The sequence below is a fragment of the Lactiplantibacillus sp. 7.2.4 genome, from assembly GCF_018991185.1.
Taxonomy (GTDB): Bacteria; Bacillota; Bacilli; order Lactobacillales; family Lactobacillaceae; genus Lactiplantibacillus; species Lactiplantibacillus pentosus.
Genome location: NZ_JAGYGS010000003.1, coordinates 56,623 through 76,766, shown reverse-complemented (window position 1 = coordinate 76,766; position 20,144 = coordinate 56,623). Strand labels below are relative to the sequence as shown.

Genomic DNA, 20,144 nt, shown 5'->3' with positions numbered 1-20,144 from the left:
ATTGGTGGTTAATCGGCCTGCTGATAGCGTTGATGGGACTGAGTGGGTGTCGGACAGCAGACGACCGTAAAGCCGCCCAAACAAGCGCCCAGTGGCTTTGTCGTGACTACGAAATATGCGGCTGACCGAATCAAAACGAATTTTGCGAAGAATTTGCAACGGTCGACCAGTTTGAATGCCTTAGAAATTTTATTGGTCGTCGGAATCGCCAGTTGGGATGCCGATAAAATGCAGAGCCCGTATGACTTTATGAATACAGGCATCAAGGAGACGGAATACGATGTGGCGCGTTGATTTCGGTTGTGTACAAACAAGATAGTCGACAAATATAAATTTTGGGGGTATATTAGGCGTCATAGTAATTTAAGTGGAAGGGGTCTTTAGAAATGGCAAAGAGTTACGACGTGATTATTATTGGTGCGGGGCCTGCCGGCATGACAGCCGCCCTCTATGCTTCACGGGCCAATCTATCAGTACTGCTATTAGATCGCGGAATCTATGGTGGACAAATGAATAATACCGCCGCAATTGAAAATTATCCTGGTTTTAAATCAATTTTAGGACCGGATTTGGCTAAAGACATGTATGAATCAGCGACCCAATTTGGGGCTGAATATGCTTATGGTAGTGTTGAATCTGTTGAGGATCGTGGCGATGTCAAAATCGTGACGACCGACAGTGATACGTTCGAAACGAAGGCCCTCGTCATTGGGACCGGTTCTGAATATCGTAAGTTAGGCGTTCCTGGCGAAGATACGTATGGTGGCCGGGGTGTCTCATACTGTGCCGTTTGTGACGGTGCGTTCTTCCGCAACAAGCACGTGGTCGTTGTCGGTGGTGGCGATTCCGCAATCGAAGAAGGCACGTACTTGACGCAACTCGCTGATAAGGTCACGGTGATCCATCGTCGGGACCAATTGCGGGCACAACAAATCTTACAAGACCGGGCATTCGCAAACCCTAAGATTGAATTTGTCTGGAACAGCAATGTGACGGAAATCGTCGGTGACGACAAGAAGGTCACTGCGGTTAAGGTCAATAACAACAAGACGGGCGAAGACAGCGAAATTGCAGTCGATGGTGTGTTTATTTATGTTGGGATCAACCCAATTACCAAGCCATTCAGTAATCTTGGCATTACCGATGAAAATGGCTGGATTGAAACCAATGATCACATGGAGACCAAGGTTCCTGGTATCTTTGCAATCGGCGACGTTCGTAAGAAGGACTTACGTCAAGTTGCCACAGCCGTTGGTGAAGGTGGGACTGCCGGACAAGGCGTCTACAACTACATCACTGCGTTAGGTGACAAGTTCAAAAACTAAATCTGATTAAATGCACTAAGACGACCGTGGCTGGTGATTAAGTTTGAACTTAATGACTGTCTGGCGTTAAAGTGCAACACAAAATGCGCGACTAACCTGAGATTAGCCGCGCATTTTTTAGTCATTAACTCAATGCTGATAGGGGAACAGTAACAATTGTTTATTCGTATAAGTTGCTAGGTAAATATCACTGATTTGATACCCCTGTGCCTGCAACTGTGTCAGTAGCCACGTTTCGTCGTGCTCGCTGGTTTCCAGTGCATCAGTGTTGACTTGACCGTCGACGATCAGCGGATATTTGACAGTGTCGTCACCGACTTGCGTAATCGTCAGTTGCCCATTTTGCTCTAGCACGGCGCGTTTGACGTTGCGAATATCGGTAATGCCTTCTGTTCGCAAGCGGAACGTCAAGTCGTTGGCACTCAAACCGTTTTTAAGTGCGGTACTGACTAATAGCTCACCGTTTTTGATGAGTAGCTGTGGGCGACCATCAATCATGCGTTTGACGAAATGATTGTGATTCGTTAAGAACCGTAAGACCAGTACTAACAATGTCCAAATAAGTAAGACCAGGATATACTGCAGCACGGTGAAGCTGGTGCTATAAATCATACCACCGACAATTGCACCAAGGACGTAATTCTGCACTTGATCCAACGCGCTGATCGGGGCTAAGTTACTCTTACCAGAGAGGTTGATTTGGATGATGATGGTTAATAACCCGAGTGCGAGTTTGATGGTCACATCCCAGTATGAGAACATTTACTCACCCTCCTTAACGTAATTGATTTTAGACTGAATCGGGGTCGCTTTGGTCAGGGTATAGCTATTGCCATCCGTATTGACGGTCACGTTGTAGATATGGTCCTGAACTTTGATGAGCATCCCACTGCTGACGGAGCTCGTGTTGGACCAGACGGCCGTCTTCTTAACGCCCTTTTCCTTGGCCACCCGCTGCATGATTTGGGTGACCTGCGACTTCTGATTGAAGCTGTTTTGCAAGCTCTCCCATTTATTGTATTGAATACCGACGAGTAACAATAATAAGAGAACCATGATAATGAATAAATCACGGTATTTGAGGTCCGTCTTGTGACGATACCAGAGCCAACTGAGCACGGCAATGATTAAAATTGTAATACCGATGATGCCGAGCTGAATTAGCGTATGATTGCTGTTTTGATGGACTAAGTAGTTGTATGAATAAAAAGTCATGTCGCCCTCCTTATAAGATTCATTATAGCAAGTTTTGCGACTGACTTTACAAACCGACACTTGGATAGCGCCCCTGTACAGCGCTTACATTAACGAACTAACCGCGCGAAAGTCGGGGATTAATGGATTTTCTTAGTAAATTTTACTTTGTTAAGCCTGGCAATGTTGTATACTATTTTTGTAAGCACTAACAAATATCGGAATTGGAGATGGTTTTTGTGAGTTGGCAAGATACTTATAATACCTGGAAAAACCAAGCGACACTTGAAACAAGTTTAAAACAAGAATTAACGGCGATGGCTGGTGATGACTCAGCCTTAGAAGATGCCTTTTATGAACCAATGGAATTCGGAACTGCCGGCATGCGTGGGGTCCTCGGACCTGGAATCAACCGGATGAATATTTATACTGTTCGTCAAGCAACGGAAGGGTTAGCCCGGTTCATGGATACGCTACCCGCCGATGTTAAGGAACGCGGCGTGGCGATCAGTTTTGATTCACGGCATCATTCTGAAGACTTTGCCCACGAATCCGCACGGGTCTTGGGGCAACACGGCATCAAGTCATACGTGTTTGAAAGCTTGCGGCCAACTCCAGAATTGTCCTTCACGGTACGGCATTTACACACCTATGCCGGCATTATGATCACGGCTAGCCACAATCCTAAGCAGTATAACGGCTATAAGATCTATGGTGAAGATGGTGGTCAAATGCCACCAAAGGAATCCGATTTGATTACGTCATACATCCGGAAAGTTGACGACGTGTTCGCCATTGCGGTTGCTGATGAACAACAATTATTAGCTGACAAGACTGAAACGATTATCGGTGATGACGTCGACCAAGACTACTTGGCAAAGGTCAAGGAAGTCACGATCAACCAAAAATTAGTCGATGAAGTCGGCAAAGACATGAAGCTGGTCTTCACGCCACTGCACGGGACTGGTCGGATGCTGGGTGAAAAAGCCTTGAAGAACGCTGGGTTCAAAAACTTCAGTGTCGTTAAGGAACAAGCAGTCGCTGACCCTGACTTTTCAACGGTCAAGTTCCCGAACCCTGAATTCCCAGAAGCCTTCAAGATGGCGATCGATTTAGGGAAAAAGGAAGGTGCCGATGTATTGATTGCGGTCGACCCAGATGCTGACCGGTTGGGGACAGCTGTTCGGCAACCAGATGGCGAATACGTCTTATTGACTGGGAACCAAATTGCGGCCGTCTTATTACACTACATCTTGCAAGCCAACAAGGATGCAGGGACCTTACCAAAGAACGCTGCCGCGGTCAAATCGATCGTTTCCAGCGAATTTGCGACGAAGGTTGCGGCTTCCTATGGTGTGACGATGATCAACGTCTTAACTGGATTTAAGTATATCGCTGAACAAATCGAACACTTTGAAGCCACCGGTGAACACACCTACATGTTTGGCTTTGAAGAAAGCTATGGCTATTTGATCAAGCCATTCGTCCATGACAAGGATGCCATCCAAACGACGGTCTTATTAGCCGAAGTTGCCGCTTACTACAAGCAACAAGGTAAGAACCTCTATGACGGGCTTCAAGACCTATTTAAGGAATATGGCTACTTCCGTGAACAGACGACTTCTGAAGAATTTGACGGTGTCGGTGGTAGTGACAAGATTGCAACCTTAATGACCAAGTTTCGTAGCGAAGCCCCAACGGACTTTGCTGGTTACGCGGTTCAAGGGACGGAAGACTTCCAGAGCCAAACGGAAAGCTTTGCGGATGGTCACACGGCCCCAATCGATTTACCACAAGCCAATGTTTTGAAATATCACTTAGAAGACGGCACTTGGATCGCCATTCGGCCTTCTGGGACGGAACCTAAGATCAAGTTCTACATTGGTACCTTGGGCGACACCCTCGATGAAGCCAATGATAAATTAGCTAAGTTTGAAGCTGCAATTCAAGCGTTTATCAAAGAATAACGATTAGCCTGCGCAGGCTACCTGCCTGATTTTAATTAGAGCCATCAAAATAACACCCGCTAGTTTCAGTAACTTGCTGAGACTAACGGGTGTTATTTTGGATTCGATAATAGCAGTTGTTGGAAATCGAGTAAAAAAACTGGATGACTGACGCAACTATTTGTGTGGTGGTGACGATTAAGCTTGAGCGGATGGTAATTCAAAGTTGATGGGATCGCCAGGGAGCCGTAATAATTGCGGCTTGCCATAGTAGTAGCCTTGTCGTAAATTAATGTCAAAATGACTACTTAGGCGGTCGTCATCCTCGTCTTCGATGCCTTCGAGAATTAAACGCAACCCATATTCACTACTGATGGCACGCCAGAAATGTAACTTCTGTTGGATTTTGGGGTCCTTCATATCGCTGCGGAAATTCTGCAAGGCAAACTTTAATTCGGAAGCTAATGGCAGAATCTCCTGAATGCTCTTGAAATCATTGATCCCGGTGCCCACGTCGTCTAGTGAAAGCTGCATACCATGTTCAATGAACCCCCGTAAGTGTGGGATCAACTGCGTATCTGGGTACTGCTTAGGCCCGCGTTCCTCAGTCAATTCGACCACGAGTTTGGCAGGGTAGAGTTGGACTTGACTCTGAATAATGGCTTTAGCGACCGTGGTGTCCATCAATTGTTCACGACTGATGTTGACCGCACAGTAGCGGACCTTGAGTGCCAGAATCTTCGTCGTGGCAATCAATAAGTCTGAGGTCGTCTTGGAACTAATGGCCGCAAAGGACTCTGGTAGGCGCCAACCATCTGGTGTCAGCTGTTTAATGAGCAGTTCATAACCATAGACGGTATTATTTAATAAGTTTAATTGGGGTTGTACGAAGTAGCGGTAAATTGGTTCCATAAGTTCCATCGCCTTTTATAGTAAGTTTTAAGTCATTGAATCGTTTTAAAAATAACCAAATCGCTGTATACTCTAAGTATACGTCAACCTAAATGAATGTTTAACCATTCTGTGGTTTAATTTTAATATTTTATGAAAGCTGTGGTCGAATCAATGAAAGTTGCTATTATCGGCTGTACACATGCGGGGATTGCCGCCATGCGGCAAATTTTGAAATACTATCCAGGCACTGAAATTACCGTGTATGAGCGGCACGCGACGATTTCGTATATGTCCTGTGGTACTTATCTACACTTAGGGGGAACCATCAAGGATTTGGATCAAGCACTATACGCTAATCCTGATGAGTTCAGTAAGCAAGGCGTCCAAATGCGGATGCAACATGATGTGATCAAGGTTGATGCGACGAAACACACCATTTTGGCCCAAAATCTACAAACCAAGACGATGGAAACTGACCACTATGACAAATTGGTTATGGCGACCGGATCACTGACCGCGATTCCGGCAATTCCTGGTGTTGAGAACCCGAAAGTGATGCTGTGCAAGACTTGTGAACAGGCTCAGCAACTTTATGAAGCGGCCCAGCACGCCAAACAAATTGCAATCGTGGGTGGCGGCTATGCCGGGGTGGAGCTTGCTGAGGGCTATATCAAGTCTGGGCACGCTGTCACCTTATATCAACGAGGGCCACAGCTCATTGATGAATACTTGGATGCCAATCTGGCGAACAAGGTTGAGGCCTTATTGACGAGTCACGGCATTGACGTGCGTACCAATGCCCAAGTCACTGGATTTCAAGATACGCCCGACAATCGCTTGCAAGTGACGACGGCCGATTCTGAAACTATCTATGATATGGCCGTCATTTGTCCTGGAGTCATTCCACAATCAGAATTGCTGGCCGGGCAAGTCAACCGCACGAAGCAGGGTGCCATCGTGACGGACCGTTACATGGGAACTTCGAATCCTGACATTTTTGCGGCTGGTGATGTAACGGAGGTCAAATTTAACCCCACCAAAGATCACGCCTATATGTCATTAGTTTCGCACGCGATTCGTCAAGGCGCCTTAGCGGGGATCAATATTTTTGACAAACGGCTCGGTTCGATTGGCACACAGGCGACGACCGGCATGTTGATTTTTGGGCAGACGATTGCTTGCACCGGGATGACGCTCACGGCAGCAAAAGCCGCCCATTTTGAAGCCAAGACGGCCGTTTATGAAGGCAATTATCGACCAGACTTCATGCCAACGACTGCCAAAATCACCATCGAATTGGTGTATGATCAGCAAACCCGTAAAGTACTAGGCGGCCAATTGATGAGTGCCCACGAAGTCTCGCAATCAGCCAACACGTTGTCAGTGATTATTCATAACGGTAACACGATTGATGAGCTGGCCTTTATGGATATGCTCTTCTCACCGAATTTTGATGAACCCTTCAATTATCTGAATTTAGCAGCTCAGGCCGCAGTCGACCAGGAACATGGGTATCGACGGAATAATTAAGACCGTCGTGATTTAGATGATTGTATTTAAAAAAGTTCACGTCGCGTTGACGTGAACTTTTTGTGGTTAAGCATAATCGTTGGGGTCGGCTGCTAAGGGCTGGTACGCGTCCATGTCTGCGTCCCGATAGTCCCACCATTCGTTAACGTAGCCGACAAAGCCAGCGGCGCGCATCGCTTCGTCTAAACGTTGATAATACTTGTCTTGTTCGGCCGTCCGTGGTGCATCACGGTGTGCTCGGGCAGTAAAATCATCAAAGGGCGTTGGCATTGGTAGATCACGACCGTCTGCATCGACTAGGGTCAAATCGAGCGTGACGCCTTTTTGATGACTAAAATTCGGATTTGGGCGCGCAACGAATTCGGGGTCAGGGTAGACTTCAAACAAACGTTTTTGCGCACTAACGGGGCGGTAGGCATCCCAGATTTTGAGCCGGTAACCTTCCTGTTTGACGATGGCACTGGCCTGCGCGAGTTTGTGAGCAGTGCCAGTCCGAACGATTGCCGTCGTAAAGTCGTAAATAACTTGATGCGTGAAATTGTCAGTGGTGGCGTAGCGTAGGTCAACAAGGATATCGGGGTCTAAACGTTGGACATTGGTAAAACCGGTAAGTGCTTGCTCCATGGTGTGGCCTCCTCATATAAGTTACCGTTATTGTAGCTGATTTCGCCGCTTTTTACTGGAAAAAGGATTGTCGGTTTGACCACAAACTTTTAACTAGCTTTCGACAGGGCGCCCTGATAAGATGTAAAGCGGTGTGTATTTATGATTATTTTTGTATAACGTAATTTGACATCGTTATGAAGCAACCTTAAAAGCAGTCAGTTGTACTTAGCTGAGGACCGCTCGAAGCCGAACAAACTAGCGGCCATAGTGGTCGACGTGCATACGCTAGTTGCCAGTTGAAACGGCACGTATCCAGGCTAATTAACAACAGTTCAAACGATGTCGGCGATAATTAACAGAAGAGGTGAGGGCATATCGATCGACAAACACGACGAGCCATCTTAATTTTAGTATTTAGTGAATTTTTAGTCTGCTTAGGGATTAGTTTAGTGATTCCAGTGATGCCGTTTATTAAAAACGAGCTGCATTTAACCGCAACGGATATGGGGATCATGAACGCGTTATTTGCGTTGGCACAGTTTGTGGCTTCGCCGATTATCGGACGGGTGTCTGATAAACTCGGTCGTAAGCCAGTTCTGGCCACAGGACTCTTCCTATACATGGTGTCAGAAGTGTTGTTTGCGTTAACCAATCAACTGTGGGTATTCAACATTTCGCGGATCGTCGGTGGCCTGTCAGCTACGATGGTCGTGCCGACCGCAATGGTGCTTGCTTCAGATATTACGACCAAACGACAACGGGCCCGCGTGATTGGCTGGCTGTCAGCGGCGTTCAGTGGTGGCTTGATCCTAGGCCCTGGGATTGGCGGTATTTTGGCGGGAATCAGTTACAAGACCCCGTTTTGGGTTGCGGGTGCGCTAGGCTTATTAAGCGCGATTGTGCTGATCATTCTATTGCCAGCTGACCGGCAAATCGACCCAGACAGTGAAGCCAAATCGGCTGCTGCGATGCCTGAGCATCATCCGATGACGCGGGCGTTCTGGACGGTGCCAATTATTATTTTGTTCACGATGATATTAGTGTCATCCTTTGGTCTGCAAGGGTTTGAAAGCATCTATAGTATCTACGTCAACGAAGTCTTTCACTTTAGTCTGAGCAACATTGCGTTGGTGCTGACGCTCAACGGGCTGATTTCGTTGTTCCTGCAAGTCGCACTTTTCGACACGTTCGTGCAGCGCTGGGGCGAACGGCGCGTCATCCGGGTATGCTTTGCAGCCGCGGTGATTTGCACGATTTGGATCACTCAAGCCCATTCCAAACTCGCGGTGATGATTGCCACACTCGTCATCTTCTCAGCCTTCGACTTGCTACGGCCCGCCATAACGACGCTGCTGACGAAAGCTAGTGAAACGAATCAGGGCCTGATCAACGGATTGAACATGTCTTTGACGAGTGTTGGTAACGTGGTAGGACCAATCATGTCTGGAATGCTATTAGATATGAATTACCACTATCCATACCTAGTCGTTGCGGGATTCTTGATTGTGTCTTATCTGATGGCCTTCATGTTGCGCTTACCAGGACAGGTGCAGTCCCATCAGCACGTCTAGAACTTGAATTTGTCATGAATTATGATTAAAACGTGCTATTTTTTAAGTTCAAGAACCGCCAGCTGAGACCCGCTGGAAACAGTGCGAATTTACGTAAACCTGCTGTTGTGGCGACGTCCTATGCCGGCTTCCAGGCATTCTGGGCAATGGCCGTGACGTGGTGGACACAGATTTAAGCCGACAGCCCACGTCTTAAATACTGGTCTTTCACGTTGCCTGCGATATGGATGAAACGTGTTCAGGTCAGACTGGGACTTCCGGTTAGCTACGCCAGAACGCCAAGCGGAAGTTCGCCGCTTAACGTTCTTGCTAGGCTAATCCTCAGTCCCACCCCGTCTGAACCTCACACTCTGAAAACACTTGGCCTTGCCCAGAATACCTTCCAGCCGGGGTAGTATTCGAAAGGCAGACATGTGTGGGCCCAACTTTTTGTTGAATTGGTCGTTGGTTCATTGGTCCACGAGAATTTTGATATTGAACCGTCAGACTGTTTTCTAACAATCACTAACCTTTCTTACTCATGTTTTAAGGTCTCTGACAAGCGACTTTACTGAACTTGCCAGAATTTTATCTAGTCGTCTGAGATAGCAAAATCTTGAATTATAAGCGAAGGTCGTTTTATCGACTAAATGCAAGACTAGTGTCCGTTGATATTAGTGAATTATATTCAGTAATCTTCTCAGTACTCAAATGTCATAAAGCATCAGCGATACCAATTCAAAGCTTGCTTGAAGGACAAGGCCCTAACATTCAGTGGTCAATTGTGCCCAGTTAGGTGGCCGTTCATCCGCCATTTGAGCGGGTTCCCGACTGGAGGGGCTGGCGGACAATGCTCAAGGGCGAAATTCTTCTTGTCCGGGCGGGTTTCCCGGGCTAGAAGAAGACTCGTATTTGAAATTGCGCAGTGGGTTTCTGCGTGAGTTCAAATCGATGTCCGCCCTGTTCCAGCGTTGTCAGCCAGCCCTGGAAGTCGGATTAGGAAGCGCGTTGGCTGACGAACAGGACGCCAACTTGGCACGTGTTAATCATTTTTAATGCTAAATAATAATTAACACGCGTGCTCTCTCCCAAAAATGTGTGATAAATAGATTTTAAGAATCGTTACAATAATTCTGATCAAAAGCGCCCCAAATTTGCGTCACTGGGGCGCTTTTGGTACACTTAGGCCAAATTAGATTAAGGATGGTGGCTGCAATGGGAATGCATCAATATTTTCAAAGTTTGAGTAATTTAGAAACGATTCAACGCGCGCCGGGCTTCTTTAAGTATCAAAATCATTCAGTTGCGGCCCATTCGTTTAAGGTGGCGGAAGTGGCCCAGTTTTTAGGCGATGTGGAAGAAAATGCGGGTCAAACGGTGGACTGGCGGGCTTTATACGAGAAGGCCCTCAATCACGATTACAACGAGCGTTTTATCGGCGATATCAAGACGCCGGTCAAGTATGCGACGCCAACGTTACGGTCGATGCTTGCGGATGTGGAACATAAACTCTCCCAGAACTTTGTTCAAAATGAAATTCCGGCTGAATTTCAGGCGGCCTATTCGCGGCGTTTGTCCGAGGGTAAAGACGAGACCCTGGAAGGCCAGATTCTGTCAGTGGCCGATAAAATTGACTTACTATATGAATCATTTGGTGAGATTCAAAAAGGTAATCCAGAGCCAGTGTTCACCGATATTTATCAAGAAAGTTTAAAAACAATTGTGGCGTTTAAAAAAATGACCAGTGTTCAATATTTCTTAAAAGCAGTCCTACCGGAGATGTTAGCGGAACCGTTCACGCATCAGGACCAATTACAGGCATTGACGACGCAAATATTAACGGCCACAACGCAATCCGATTAATGGCGAAAGTATGTTCGATGTGCTAAAATTAAATGCGATTTGAATCTGATAGGGAAGCGCGGGCTTGCCTATTTTTTATGGTGGGACGGCAAGTTATCGTTATCAACAAATGAACTGAACGGGCAACCGTTTCAAAGGAGGACTACGTTTGATTGATCGGGTAAATAATAATCATTTTGACTTAGTTTCAGATTACCAACCAACTGGGGACCAACCCCAAGCGATTAAGCAATTGACGGCTGGAATTGAGTCCGGTGAGAAAGAACAGATTTTGTTAGGGGCCACCGGGACCGGGAAGACGTTTACGATTTCCAACGTGATTGCACAAGTGAACAAGCCGACCTTGATTTTGTCACACAACAAAACGTTGGCGGGACAACTTTACGGCGAATTTAAAAAGTTTTTCCCGAATAATGCGGTGGAATATTTTGTCAGTTATTACGATTATTATCAACCGGAAGCGTACGTGCCTTCGAGTGATACTTATATCGAAAAGGATTCCGCAATCAATGATGAAATCGATAAGCTGCGACATTCTGCCACGAGTTCATTATTAGAACGTAATGATGTCATTGTCGTGGCGTCGGTTTCCAGTATTTTTGGTTTAGGGGATCCGCATGAGTACCAAGACCACGTCGTTTCACTGCGGGTCGGTATGGAAATCGACCGCAATGACTTGTTACGGAAGTTGGTCGATATTCAGTTCGACCGCAACGACATTGATTTTCAACGGGGCCGTTTTCGGGTGCACGGGGATGTTGTCGAAATCTTCCCGGCGTCACGTGATGACCACGCCTTACGTGTCGAGTTTTTCGGTGATGAGATCGACCGGATTCGCGAAATCGATGCATTGACTGGTGAAGTGGTTGGTGACCGCGAACACGTGGCCATTTTTCCAGCGACCCACTTTATGACCAACGATGATATTATGGAACACGCCATTAAGGGCATTGAAGAAGAACTGGACAGCCGGTTGAAAGAGTTGACTGCGGACGGTAAGTTATTGGAAGCGCAACGTCTGAAGCAACGGACGACTTACGATATTGAAATGCTCAAAGAAATGGGCTATACGAGTGGTATCGAAAACTACTCACGGTTCATGGACGGCCGTAAACCGGGCGAACCGCCATATACGTTGCTGGACTTTTTCCCGAAGGACTTTCTACTAGTTGTCGATGAATCTCACGTGACGATGCCGCAAGTACGCGGCATGTATAATGGTGACCGTGCTCGTAAACAGATGCTAGTAGATTACGGTTTCCGGCTGCCAAGTGCGCTGGATAACCGGCCATTGAAGCTCGAAGAAGTCGAACAACACATCAACCAGGTCGTTTACATGTCTGCGACGCCAGGGCCTTACGAAATGGGCCGGACGAAGCACATTGCACAACAAATTATTCGACCGACTGGCTTGTTGGATCCAACCATTGAAGTTCGGCCAATCATGGGCCAAATCGATGACTTAGTTGGCGAGATCAATAAGCGGATCGAGCTGAATGAACGGGTCTTCATTACGACGTTGACCAAGAAGATGGCCGAAGATTTGACCGACTACTTCAAAGACTTAGGAATCAAAGTGCGGTATTTGCACAGTGATATCAAGACGCTGGAACGGACCCAAATCATTCGTGATTTACGATTGGGCAAGTTTGACGTGCTCGTCGGGATCAACCTGTTGCGGGAAGGTATCGACGTGCCAGAAGTTTCATTAGTTGCCATTTTGGATGCTGATAAGGAAGGCTTCCTGCGTAATGAACGGTCATTGATCCAAACGATTGGACGGGCGGCCCGGAACGAACACGGGGCGGTCATCATGTATGCGGATACGACAACCGATTCGATGCAAGCGGCCATTGATGAAACCGCGCGGCGTCGGACGATTCAAATGAAGTATAATGAGGACCATCATATTACACCACATACCATTCAAAAGGCCATTCCAGATTTGATTGCGTCTACCAAAAAATCTGAGGATACTGGTGAAAAGGATGACTTCTTGGAAACTGACTTTGATGATATGACGCACGAACAACAATTAGATATGATTGCAAAACTTGAGGAACAAATGAAGACTGCCGCGAAGAAGCTTGATTTCGAACAAGCTGCTACTTTGCGGGATACGGTCATGGAATTGAAAGCACAAATCAGCTAGCTTTGGCTGGTGATGGTTAGATTGAGGAGGCCTTTTTTTGGCAAATGATAAGATTGTCATTCACGGTGCGCGTGCCCATAACTTAAAGGACATTGACGTCACCATTCCCCGCGACAAACTCGTGGTCATTACCGGGTTATCAGGTTCGGGTAAGAGTTCTTTGGCGTTTGATACCTTGTATGCGGAAGGACAACGGCGCTACGTCGAAAGTTTGTCCGCGTACGCTCGCCAATTTTTAGGACAAATGCAAAAACCAGACGTGGATTCGATTGATGGGCTGAGTCCAGCCATTTCGATCGACCAAAAAACGACGTCTAAGAACCCGCGGTCAACGGTCGGAACGGTCACTGAAATCAATGACTACTTGCGGCTATTGTGGGCCCGGGTCGGGGAACCAATCTGTCCAAACGATGGCACGCCAATCGCTAGCCAAACGGTTGAACAGATGGTTGACCGGATTCAGAAGCTACCTGAACGGACTAAGCTCCAGATTCTGTCACCAATCGTTCGTCAAAAGAAGGGCGAACACAAAAAGATTTTTGAAAAGATCAAGCGTGAAGGCTTCGTCCGCGTCCGTGTGGATGGCGAGATTCATGATATTAGTGAAACGTTTGACTTAAACAAGAATCAACAGCACACGATTGAAATCGTGATCGACCGGATCGTTGTTAAACCAGGGGACCGGTCACGGTTATTCGATTCATTTGAAGCGGCTTTACGTTTGAGTGGCGGCTACGCGATCGCCGACGTGATTGGCGGCGACCCAATTATGTTCTCAGAACATTATGCCTGCCCAATCTGTGGTTTTACGGTCGGTGAACTCGAACCACGGTTGTTCTCCTTCAACGCGCCACAAGGGGCTTGCCCGGACTGTGAAGGACTGGGGATCAAGCTGGAAGTTGACGAAGACTTAGTTGTCCCTGATCGCCAATTAACGTTGGCCGAGGGTGCGCTGGCGCCTTGGAATCCAATCAGTTCACAGTATTATCCTGAATTATTAAAGCAAGCTTGTGAACAATTGGGGATTCCGATGGACGTGCCATTTGAAAATCTTTCCAAAGCAGACCAACAGACTGTTTTGTACGGTTCTAATGGTAAAACGTTCCATTTCCACTATCAAAACGATTTCGGTGGTGTTCGCGATGTTGATGCTGTCTTCGAAGGGGTCATTAACAACGTTGACCGGCGTTATCACGAAACTAACAGTGATTTCACCCGCGATGTGATGCGCAAGTACATGACCGAATTGACTTGTCAGACTTGTCATGGTTTCCGTTTGAACCGCAAAGCACTGGCCGTTAAGGTGGGTGGCGAACACATTGGAGCCGTCTCAGACCTCGCAATTGGCAAGGAATTAGACTTCTTCAATGACTTGAAATTATCAGAACAGAGTTTGGTGATTGCCCAACCGATTTTGAAGGAAATTCGTGACCGGCTTTCCTTTTTACAAAACGTTGGGTTGGCCTACTTGACGCTCAGTCGTTCAGCGCGGACCTTATCCGGTGGGGAAGCGCAACGGATTCGCCTAGCCACTCAGATTGGATCGAATTTATCAGGGGTCTTATACATCTTGGATGAACCATCGATTGGGCTGCATCAGCGTGATAACGACCGTTTGATTGGCTCACTTAAGAAGATGCGAGACTTAGGCAACACGTTGATCGTGGTCGAACATGATGAAGATACTATGCGGGCCGCGGATTATATCGTTGATATTGGTCCGGGTGCTGGTGAAAATGGTGGCGAAGTCATGGCGGCCGGGACACCGAAGCAAGTCGCACGTTCACGTAAGTCACTGACTGGACAGTATTTGTCTGGCAAACGGTTCATTCCGCTACCTGAGACGCGGCGTCCTGGCAATGGTAAGAAGATTCGAATTACCGGTGCGGCTGAAAATAACTTGAAGAATATCACCGTTGATTTCCCACTGGGTGAATTTGTGGTCGTCACGGGAGTTTCCGGTTCCGGTAAGTCGACGCTTGTGAATGACGTCTTGAAACGGGTCTTAGCTCAGAAGTTGAATCGAAATTCTGAAAAACCCGGGAAGTACAAGAGTGTCAGTGGCATCAAGAATATTGAGCGCCTGGTCAATATTGACCAAAGTCCCATTGGCCGGACACCACGTAGTAATCCTGCCACTTATACGGGCGTCTTTGATAACATCCGCGATTTGTTTGCGCAGACCAATGAAGCCAAATTGCGGGGCTACAAGAAGGGCCGTTTCAGTTTTAATACGAAGGGTGGCCGTTGTGAAGCCTGTCACGGTGATGGGATCTTGAAGATTGAAATGAACTTCTTGCCGGACGTGTTCGTGCCTTGTGAAGTTTGCCATGGTAAGCAGTACAACTCAGAAACCTTGGAAGTAGAATATAAAGGCAAAAACATTGCGGATGTCTTACAGATGACAGCATCTGAAGCAGTTAAGTTCTTTGAACCAATTCCTAAGATTCGTCGTAAACTCCAGACGTTAGTTGATGTTGGCTTGGGCTACGTCAAGTTAGGTCAGCCAGCAACGACGCTTTCTGGTGGTGAAGCGCAACGGATGAAGTTGGCTTCTGAACTGCACAAGCAACAGTCCGGTAAGAACTTCTATATTTTGGACGAACCGACGACTGGGTTACACAGCGAAGATATTCGTCGTTTGATTGGTGTTCTGGATCGCTTAGTGGATGCCGGTAATACGGTCCTCATCATCGAACATAATCTGGACGTGGTGAAGTCCGCAGACTACTTGATCGACCTGGGTCCAGAAGGTGGCGATGGTGGTGGCACGATTGTTGCGACTGGTACCCCCGAACAAGTGGCTGAAGTGGCCGAAAGTTATACTGGTCAATACTTGAAGCCCGTTTTAAAGCGCGATCGTGAACGGCAGGGAACGATGACTGCCAAATAGGCAACATTGTGCTACACTTGAGTTTGTAATGTGATTTTAATTTAGAGGAGTTGTTGAATACATGGCTAAAGTAGAAAGTTTTACATTAGATCATACCAAAGTTTTAGCACCTTACGTTCGTAAAATTACGGTGGAAAATGGGCCTAAGGGTGACGCCATCACTAATTTTGACTTACGGTTAGTTCAACCTAACAAGGTGGCCATCGATACGGCTGGTTTGCATACGATCGAACACATGTTAGCAGGGTTATTGCGTGACCGGATGGACGGCGTTATTGACTGCTCACCATTTGGTTGCCGGACTGGTTTCCATTTGATTACATGGGGCGAACATGATACGGTCGAAGTTGCTAAGGCATTGAAGTCCTCATTAGAATTCATTGCTGGCCCAGCTAAGTGGGAAGATGTTCAAGGAACGACCATTGATAGCTGTGGGAATTACAAGGATCATTCCTTATTCTCCGCTAAAGAATGGGCAAAATTGATTCTTTCCCAAGGCATTTCATCCGACCCATTTGTACGTAAGGTCGTTGAATAAGCGGTAATCATATCACCGGTCATTGTGAAGATGACTAGGACTACTAAAGACGCCAACTTTCTGAACATAGAAGGTTGGCGTCTTTTTTGGTTGCTTAAAACCTTAAAGCTTAATGAGTTCGATTACTGCGGATAGTGGGCGATTTCAATCTCATCGAATCTGACCGGGTACAGTGGGACCGAAAACGAAGCTGCGCGAACGCTGGTATGACGGGAATCAATTATAAGTCTTGTCGTCACAGCGGGACTATTGCTGAATTCGATGATTGAAGCTGTAAGGGACGGATGGCCGGCTGAAACTAATAAAAAATATACTAAAATAACTGAATAAATGTATAAATATCCATAATTTCAATGAATATCACTGAAATAAAGAATATTTTACAAAAATTATTGCATAAAATGAAATGAGGTGGTACGATACTGTCATTGAGAAATACAAAGATAAAATTTCGGAGGTACAAATCAATGGTCAAACAAAATGATAAAATTATTCTCGCTTATTCCGGTGGTTTAGATACGTCAGTTGCAATTAGTTGGTTAAAGGACAAGGGCTACGACGTGGTTGCTTGTGGGATCGATGTTGGTGAAGGTAAAGATATGGATGCCATCAAGGAAAAAGCCTTGAAGCTCGGTGCCGTTTCCTCATACATGATCGATGCGAAGCAAGAATTCGCTGAAGAATACGCTTTGATTGCGTTACAAGGTCATACCTTATACGAAGGCGAATACCCATTAGTTTCAGCGTTATCACGTCCGTTAATTGCCAAGAAGTTAGTCACTTTGGCCAAACAAGAACATGCCGTTGCGATTGCCCATGGCTGTACCGGTAAAGGGAACGATCAAGTTCGGTTTGAAGTCGCAATTCACGCCTTGGCCCCAGATATTAAGATTGAAGCCCCAGTTCGTGACTGGCACTGGTCACGTGAAGAAGAAATTGATTACGCTAAGGAACATAACATTCCAGTGCCAATCAACCTCGACAGTCCATACTCCATCGATGAAAACTTATGGGGTCGGGCCAATGAATGTGGGATTTTGGAAGACCCATGGCAAGCTGCTCCAGCCGACGCGTTTGACCGGACGAACGGCTTAGCTGACACACCTGACACGCCAACGACCCTTGAAATTACTTTCGAAGCTGGTGTTCCGGTTGCTTTAGATGGCGAATCCATGAATTTGGCCGACTTAATCATTAAGTTGGACAAAATTGCCGGCGAACACGGTATCGGTCGGATCGACCATATCGAAAACCGGTTGGTCGGAATCAAATCTCGTGAAGTCTATGAAGCACCCGCAGCAACTGTGCTATTAAAGGCGCACAAGGATTTGGAAGACTTGACATTTGAACGGGAATTAGCGCACTTCAAGCCAATCATTGAACAAAAATTAGCCGATACGATTTATAACGGCTTATGGTTCTCACCATTAATGGAAGCCATGGTTGCTTTCTTAAAGCAGACTCAACAAGTTGTTAACGGGGTGGTCCGGGTTCAACTCTTCAAGGGTAACGTCATTACGGAAGGTCGGAAGTCACCAAACTCCTTGTATGACACGAGCCTCGCTACTTACACGTCAGCAGACTCATTCGACCAACAAGCGGCAGTTGGTTTCATCAAACTTTGGGGCTTACCAACCCAAGTTAATGCGCAGGTCCAAGCTAAGGCTCAAGCTGAAGCCAAGGCCAAAGCCAAAGCAGACAAGGCGCACGCCTAATGAGCACCAAAAAGTTATGGGGTGGCCGTTTCACTGAAACGGGTGCTAAGTACGTTGATGATTTTGGCGCATCCATCAGCTTTGACCAGTTGCTTGCCGCAGAAGATATTGCTGGTTCCTTAGCACACGTGAAAATGTTGAAAAAAACGGGCATCCTACCAGCCGAAGACGTCGACAAAATCGTTGCTGGCCTGGAAACGTTAGCGGCTCGCCAAAAAGCGGGTGAGTTGGAATTCTCAACGGTCAATGAAGATATTCATATGAATATTGAATCCTTATTGACTGAAGAAATCGGACCAGTTGCCGGTAAACTGCATACGGCCCGCTCGCGGAACGACCAAGTCGCAACCGATTTTCATCTCTATTTGAAGCATCAATTGCCACTGATTTTAGACCGGCTACACGAGCTTGAAACCGTGTTAGTTGATAAAGCTAGTGAAAATGTGGAAATGGTGATGCCAGGGTATACGCATTTGCAACATGCCCAACCAATTTCATACGCGCACTACTTATTGGCTTATTACCAGATGTTCAAACGTGATATGGAACGCTTTGAATTCAATATGCAACACACTGATATTTCACCATTGGGAGCGGCAGCCTTAGCCGGCACGACCTTCCCGATCGACCGTGAATATAGCGCTAAACTATTAGGGTTTAGTGACGTTTATCATAATAGTTTGGATGCTGTTTCTGACCGGGACTTCGTGTTGGAATTCCTCAGTAATGCGTCAATTCTGATGATGCATCTGTCACGGTTCTGTGAAGAAATCGTCAGCTGGAGCAGTTATGAATTTAAGTATATTAGCTTGAGTGACCAATTCTCGACGGGTAGTTCAATTATGCCGCAGAAGAAGAATCCAGATATGGCTGAGTTGATTCGGGGCAAATCTGGCCGGGTTTACGGTAACTTGATGGGCTTGTTGACAGTCATGAAGGGCATTCCGTTGGCTTACAATAAGGACCTTCAAGAAGATAAGGAAGGCGCCTTTGATACGGTGACCACCGTCTTGACTAGTTTGCACGTCTTTACTGGCATGCTGGCAACGCTCACGGTTAATGAAGATCGGATGGCAGAAGCCACCACCAACGATTTCTCAAACGCTACCGAATTAGCAGATTATTTGGCGAACAAGGGGATTCCATTCCGCGAAGCCCACGCGATCGTCGGTAAGCTTGTTTTGGACGGCTTGAAAAAACAGCGGCCATTACAAGATATTCCATTAAGTGAATATCAGCAGATTTCACCACTGATTCAAGAAGACGTTTATCATGATTTGGATGCCAAGGTTGCCGTGCAACGGCGGCATTCACTCGGTGGTACCGGCTTTGACCAAATCAAACAAGAGTTGCAACGGGCACAAGCGCAACTCGCCACCTACCAGTCTTCAACGACTGACTAAATATTGTTATCAATTTGACCATTGATAGTTTTCGAATCGACCGCCAAGAGTGTATGCACTTGGCGGTCGTTTTCTTGATGGAAATTTTGAAGACGAAACAGACTTTAGGTTCGTTCAAAAGCAGCCAGCTGAGGGACGCTGGAAACAAGGCGAATTAGCGTAAAACTGTCGTGTTGTTCGTCCTACACCGGCTTCCAGGCATTTCTGACAACGCTGGAACGCGATGGACACAGATTTAAGCCGACAACCCACGTCTTAAATACTGGTCTTTCACGTTCTATGCAATATTGTTGAAACGTGTTCGGGTCAGACCGGGACTTCCGGTTAGCTACGCCAGAACGCCAAGCGGAAGTTCACCGCTTAACGCTCTAGCTAGGCTAATCCTCAGTCCCAACCCGTCTGAACCTCACACTCTAGGAGCCGCTGAGCATTGTCAGAAATACCTTCCACCCGGGGATCGTATTCGAAAGGCAGACATGTGCGGACCCAACTTTTAGTGAACAGGTCGTTGGTTCTTAGTGATGAGTCATTTTGG

At 46.7% G+C, this 20,144-nt stretch carries 15 protein-coding genes; 11 read left to right on the top strand and 4 right to left on the bottom strand.

Features of this window, described 5'->3' with window-relative positions; all coding sequences use genetic code 11:
• Positions 1-42 precede the first annotated feature (42 nt).
• Positions 43-294 carry a hypothetical protein gene (locus KGF70_RS01750; RefSeq protein WP_253954666.1) on the top strand — a complete coding sequence of 84 codons (252 nt, stop codon included), beginning with the start codon at positions 43-45 and terminating at the stop codon, positions 292-294.
• 92 nt (positions 295-386) lie between these two features.
• Complete coding sequence (trxB, locus tag KGF70_RS01745; RefSeq protein ID WP_216767537.1) at positions 387-1,325, top strand: thioredoxin-disulfide reductase; 939 nt, start codon at positions 387-389, stop codon at positions 1,323-1,325.
• A gap of 129 nt (positions 1,326-1,454) precedes the next feature.
• Here trxB and KGF70_RS01740 read toward each other — a convergent pair whose 3' ends face one another.
• Both KGF70_RS01740 and KGF70_RS01735 read right to left on the bottom strand, forming a co-directional pair.
• Entirely contained in the window at positions 1,455-2,087 is a 633-nt protein-coding gene (locus KGF70_RS01740; RefSeq protein ID WP_216767538.1) for a DUF421 domain-containing protein, read from the bottom strand.
• The gene (locus tag KGF70_RS01735) at positions 2,088-2,540 is read right to left on the bottom strand and encodes a DUF3290 domain-containing protein (protein ID WP_216767539.1); all 453 of its coding nucleotides are present in this window, start codon (positions 2,538-2,540) and stop codon (positions 2,088-2,090) included. It abuts the gene before it with no gap.
• A 218-nt stretch (positions 2,541-2,758) separates the two neighbouring features.
• Between KGF70_RS01735 and KGF70_RS01730 the strand changes: the two genes are divergently transcribed.
• On the top strand, positions 2,759-4,486 hold the full coding sequence (locus tag KGF70_RS01730) for a phospho-sugar mutase (protein WP_216767540.1): 1,728 nt from the start codon (positions 2,759-2,761) through the stop codon (positions 4,484-4,486).
• A gap of 177 nt (positions 4,487-4,663) precedes the next feature.
• On the opposite strand, the gene KGF70_RS01725 is transcribed toward KGF70_RS01730, so the two are convergent.
• Positions 4,664-5,377 carry an EAL domain-containing protein gene (locus tag KGF70_RS01725; protein WP_105920642.1) on the bottom strand — a complete coding sequence of 238 codons (714 nt, stop codon included), beginning with the start codon at positions 5,375-5,377 and terminating at the stop codon, positions 4,664-4,666.
• Positions 5,378-5,530: 153 nt separating this feature from the next.
• Between KGF70_RS01725 and KGF70_RS01720 the strand changes: the two genes are divergently transcribed.
• On the top strand, positions 5,531-6,889 hold the full coding sequence (locus KGF70_RS01720) for an FAD-dependent oxidoreductase (protein WP_216786388.1): 1,359 nt from the start codon (positions 5,531-5,533) through the stop codon (positions 6,887-6,889).
• A 66-nt stretch (positions 6,890-6,955) separates the two neighbouring features.
• On the opposite strand, the gene KGF70_RS01715 is transcribed toward KGF70_RS01720, so the two are convergent.
• A complete protein-coding gene (locus tag KGF70_RS01715; RefSeq protein WP_122217738.1) occupies positions 6,956-7,513 on the bottom strand; it encodes a M15 family metallopeptidase in 558 nt (185 codons plus the stop codon).
• Between the two features lie 356 nt (positions 7,514-7,869).
• On the opposite strand from KGF70_RS01715, the gene KGF70_RS01710 reads away from it, so the two are divergent.
• The 7 genes from KGF70_RS01710 to argH all read left to right on the top strand — a co-directional run bounded on the left by KGF70_RS01710 (position 7,870) and on the right by argH (position 19,609).
• On the top strand, positions 7,870-9,066 hold the full coding sequence (locus KGF70_RS01710) for an MFS transporter (protein WP_216767564.1): 1,197 nt from the start codon (positions 7,870-7,872) through the stop codon (positions 9,064-9,066).
• 1,194 nt (positions 9,067-10,260) lie between these two features.
• Entirely contained in the window at positions 10,261-10,908 is a 648-nt protein-coding gene (locus KGF70_RS01705; RefSeq protein ID WP_050339134.1) for an HD domain-containing protein, read from the top strand.
• Positions 10,909-11,056: 148 nt separating this feature from the next.
• Positions 11,057-13,060: an excinuclease ABC subunit UvrB gene (gene uvrB, locus KGF70_RS01700; protein WP_003637855.1), complete on the top strand. Its 2,004-nt coding sequence runs from the start codon at positions 11,057-11,059 to the stop codon at positions 13,058-13,060.
• Positions 13,061-13,097: 37 nt separating this feature from the next.
• Positions 13,098-15,953 carry an excinuclease ABC subunit UvrA gene (gene uvrA / locus KGF70_RS01695; RefSeq protein ID WP_050339132.1) on the top strand — a complete coding sequence of 952 codons (2,856 nt, stop codon included), beginning with the start codon at positions 13,098-13,100 and terminating at the stop codon, positions 15,951-15,953.
• 61 nt (positions 15,954-16,014) lie between these two features.
• Entirely contained in the window at positions 16,015-16,491 is a 477-nt protein-coding gene (locus tag KGF70_RS01690) for an S-ribosylhomocysteine lyase (protein ID WP_216767542.1), read from the top strand.
• Positions 16,492-16,958: 467 nt separating this feature from the next.
• Complete coding sequence (locus tag KGF70_RS01685; RefSeq protein WP_216767543.1) at positions 16,959-18,206, top strand: argininosuccinate synthase; 1,248 nt, start codon at positions 16,959-16,961, stop codon at positions 18,204-18,206.
• Positions 18,206-19,609 carry an argininosuccinate lyase gene (gene argH, locus KGF70_RS01680; protein WP_216767544.1) on the top strand — a complete coding sequence of 468 codons (1,404 nt, stop codon included), beginning with the start codon at positions 18,206-18,208 and terminating at the stop codon, positions 19,607-19,609. The genes KGF70_RS01685 and argH overlap by 1 nt, the downstream gene beginning before the upstream one ends.
• Positions 19,610-20,144: the final 535 nt, after the last annotated feature.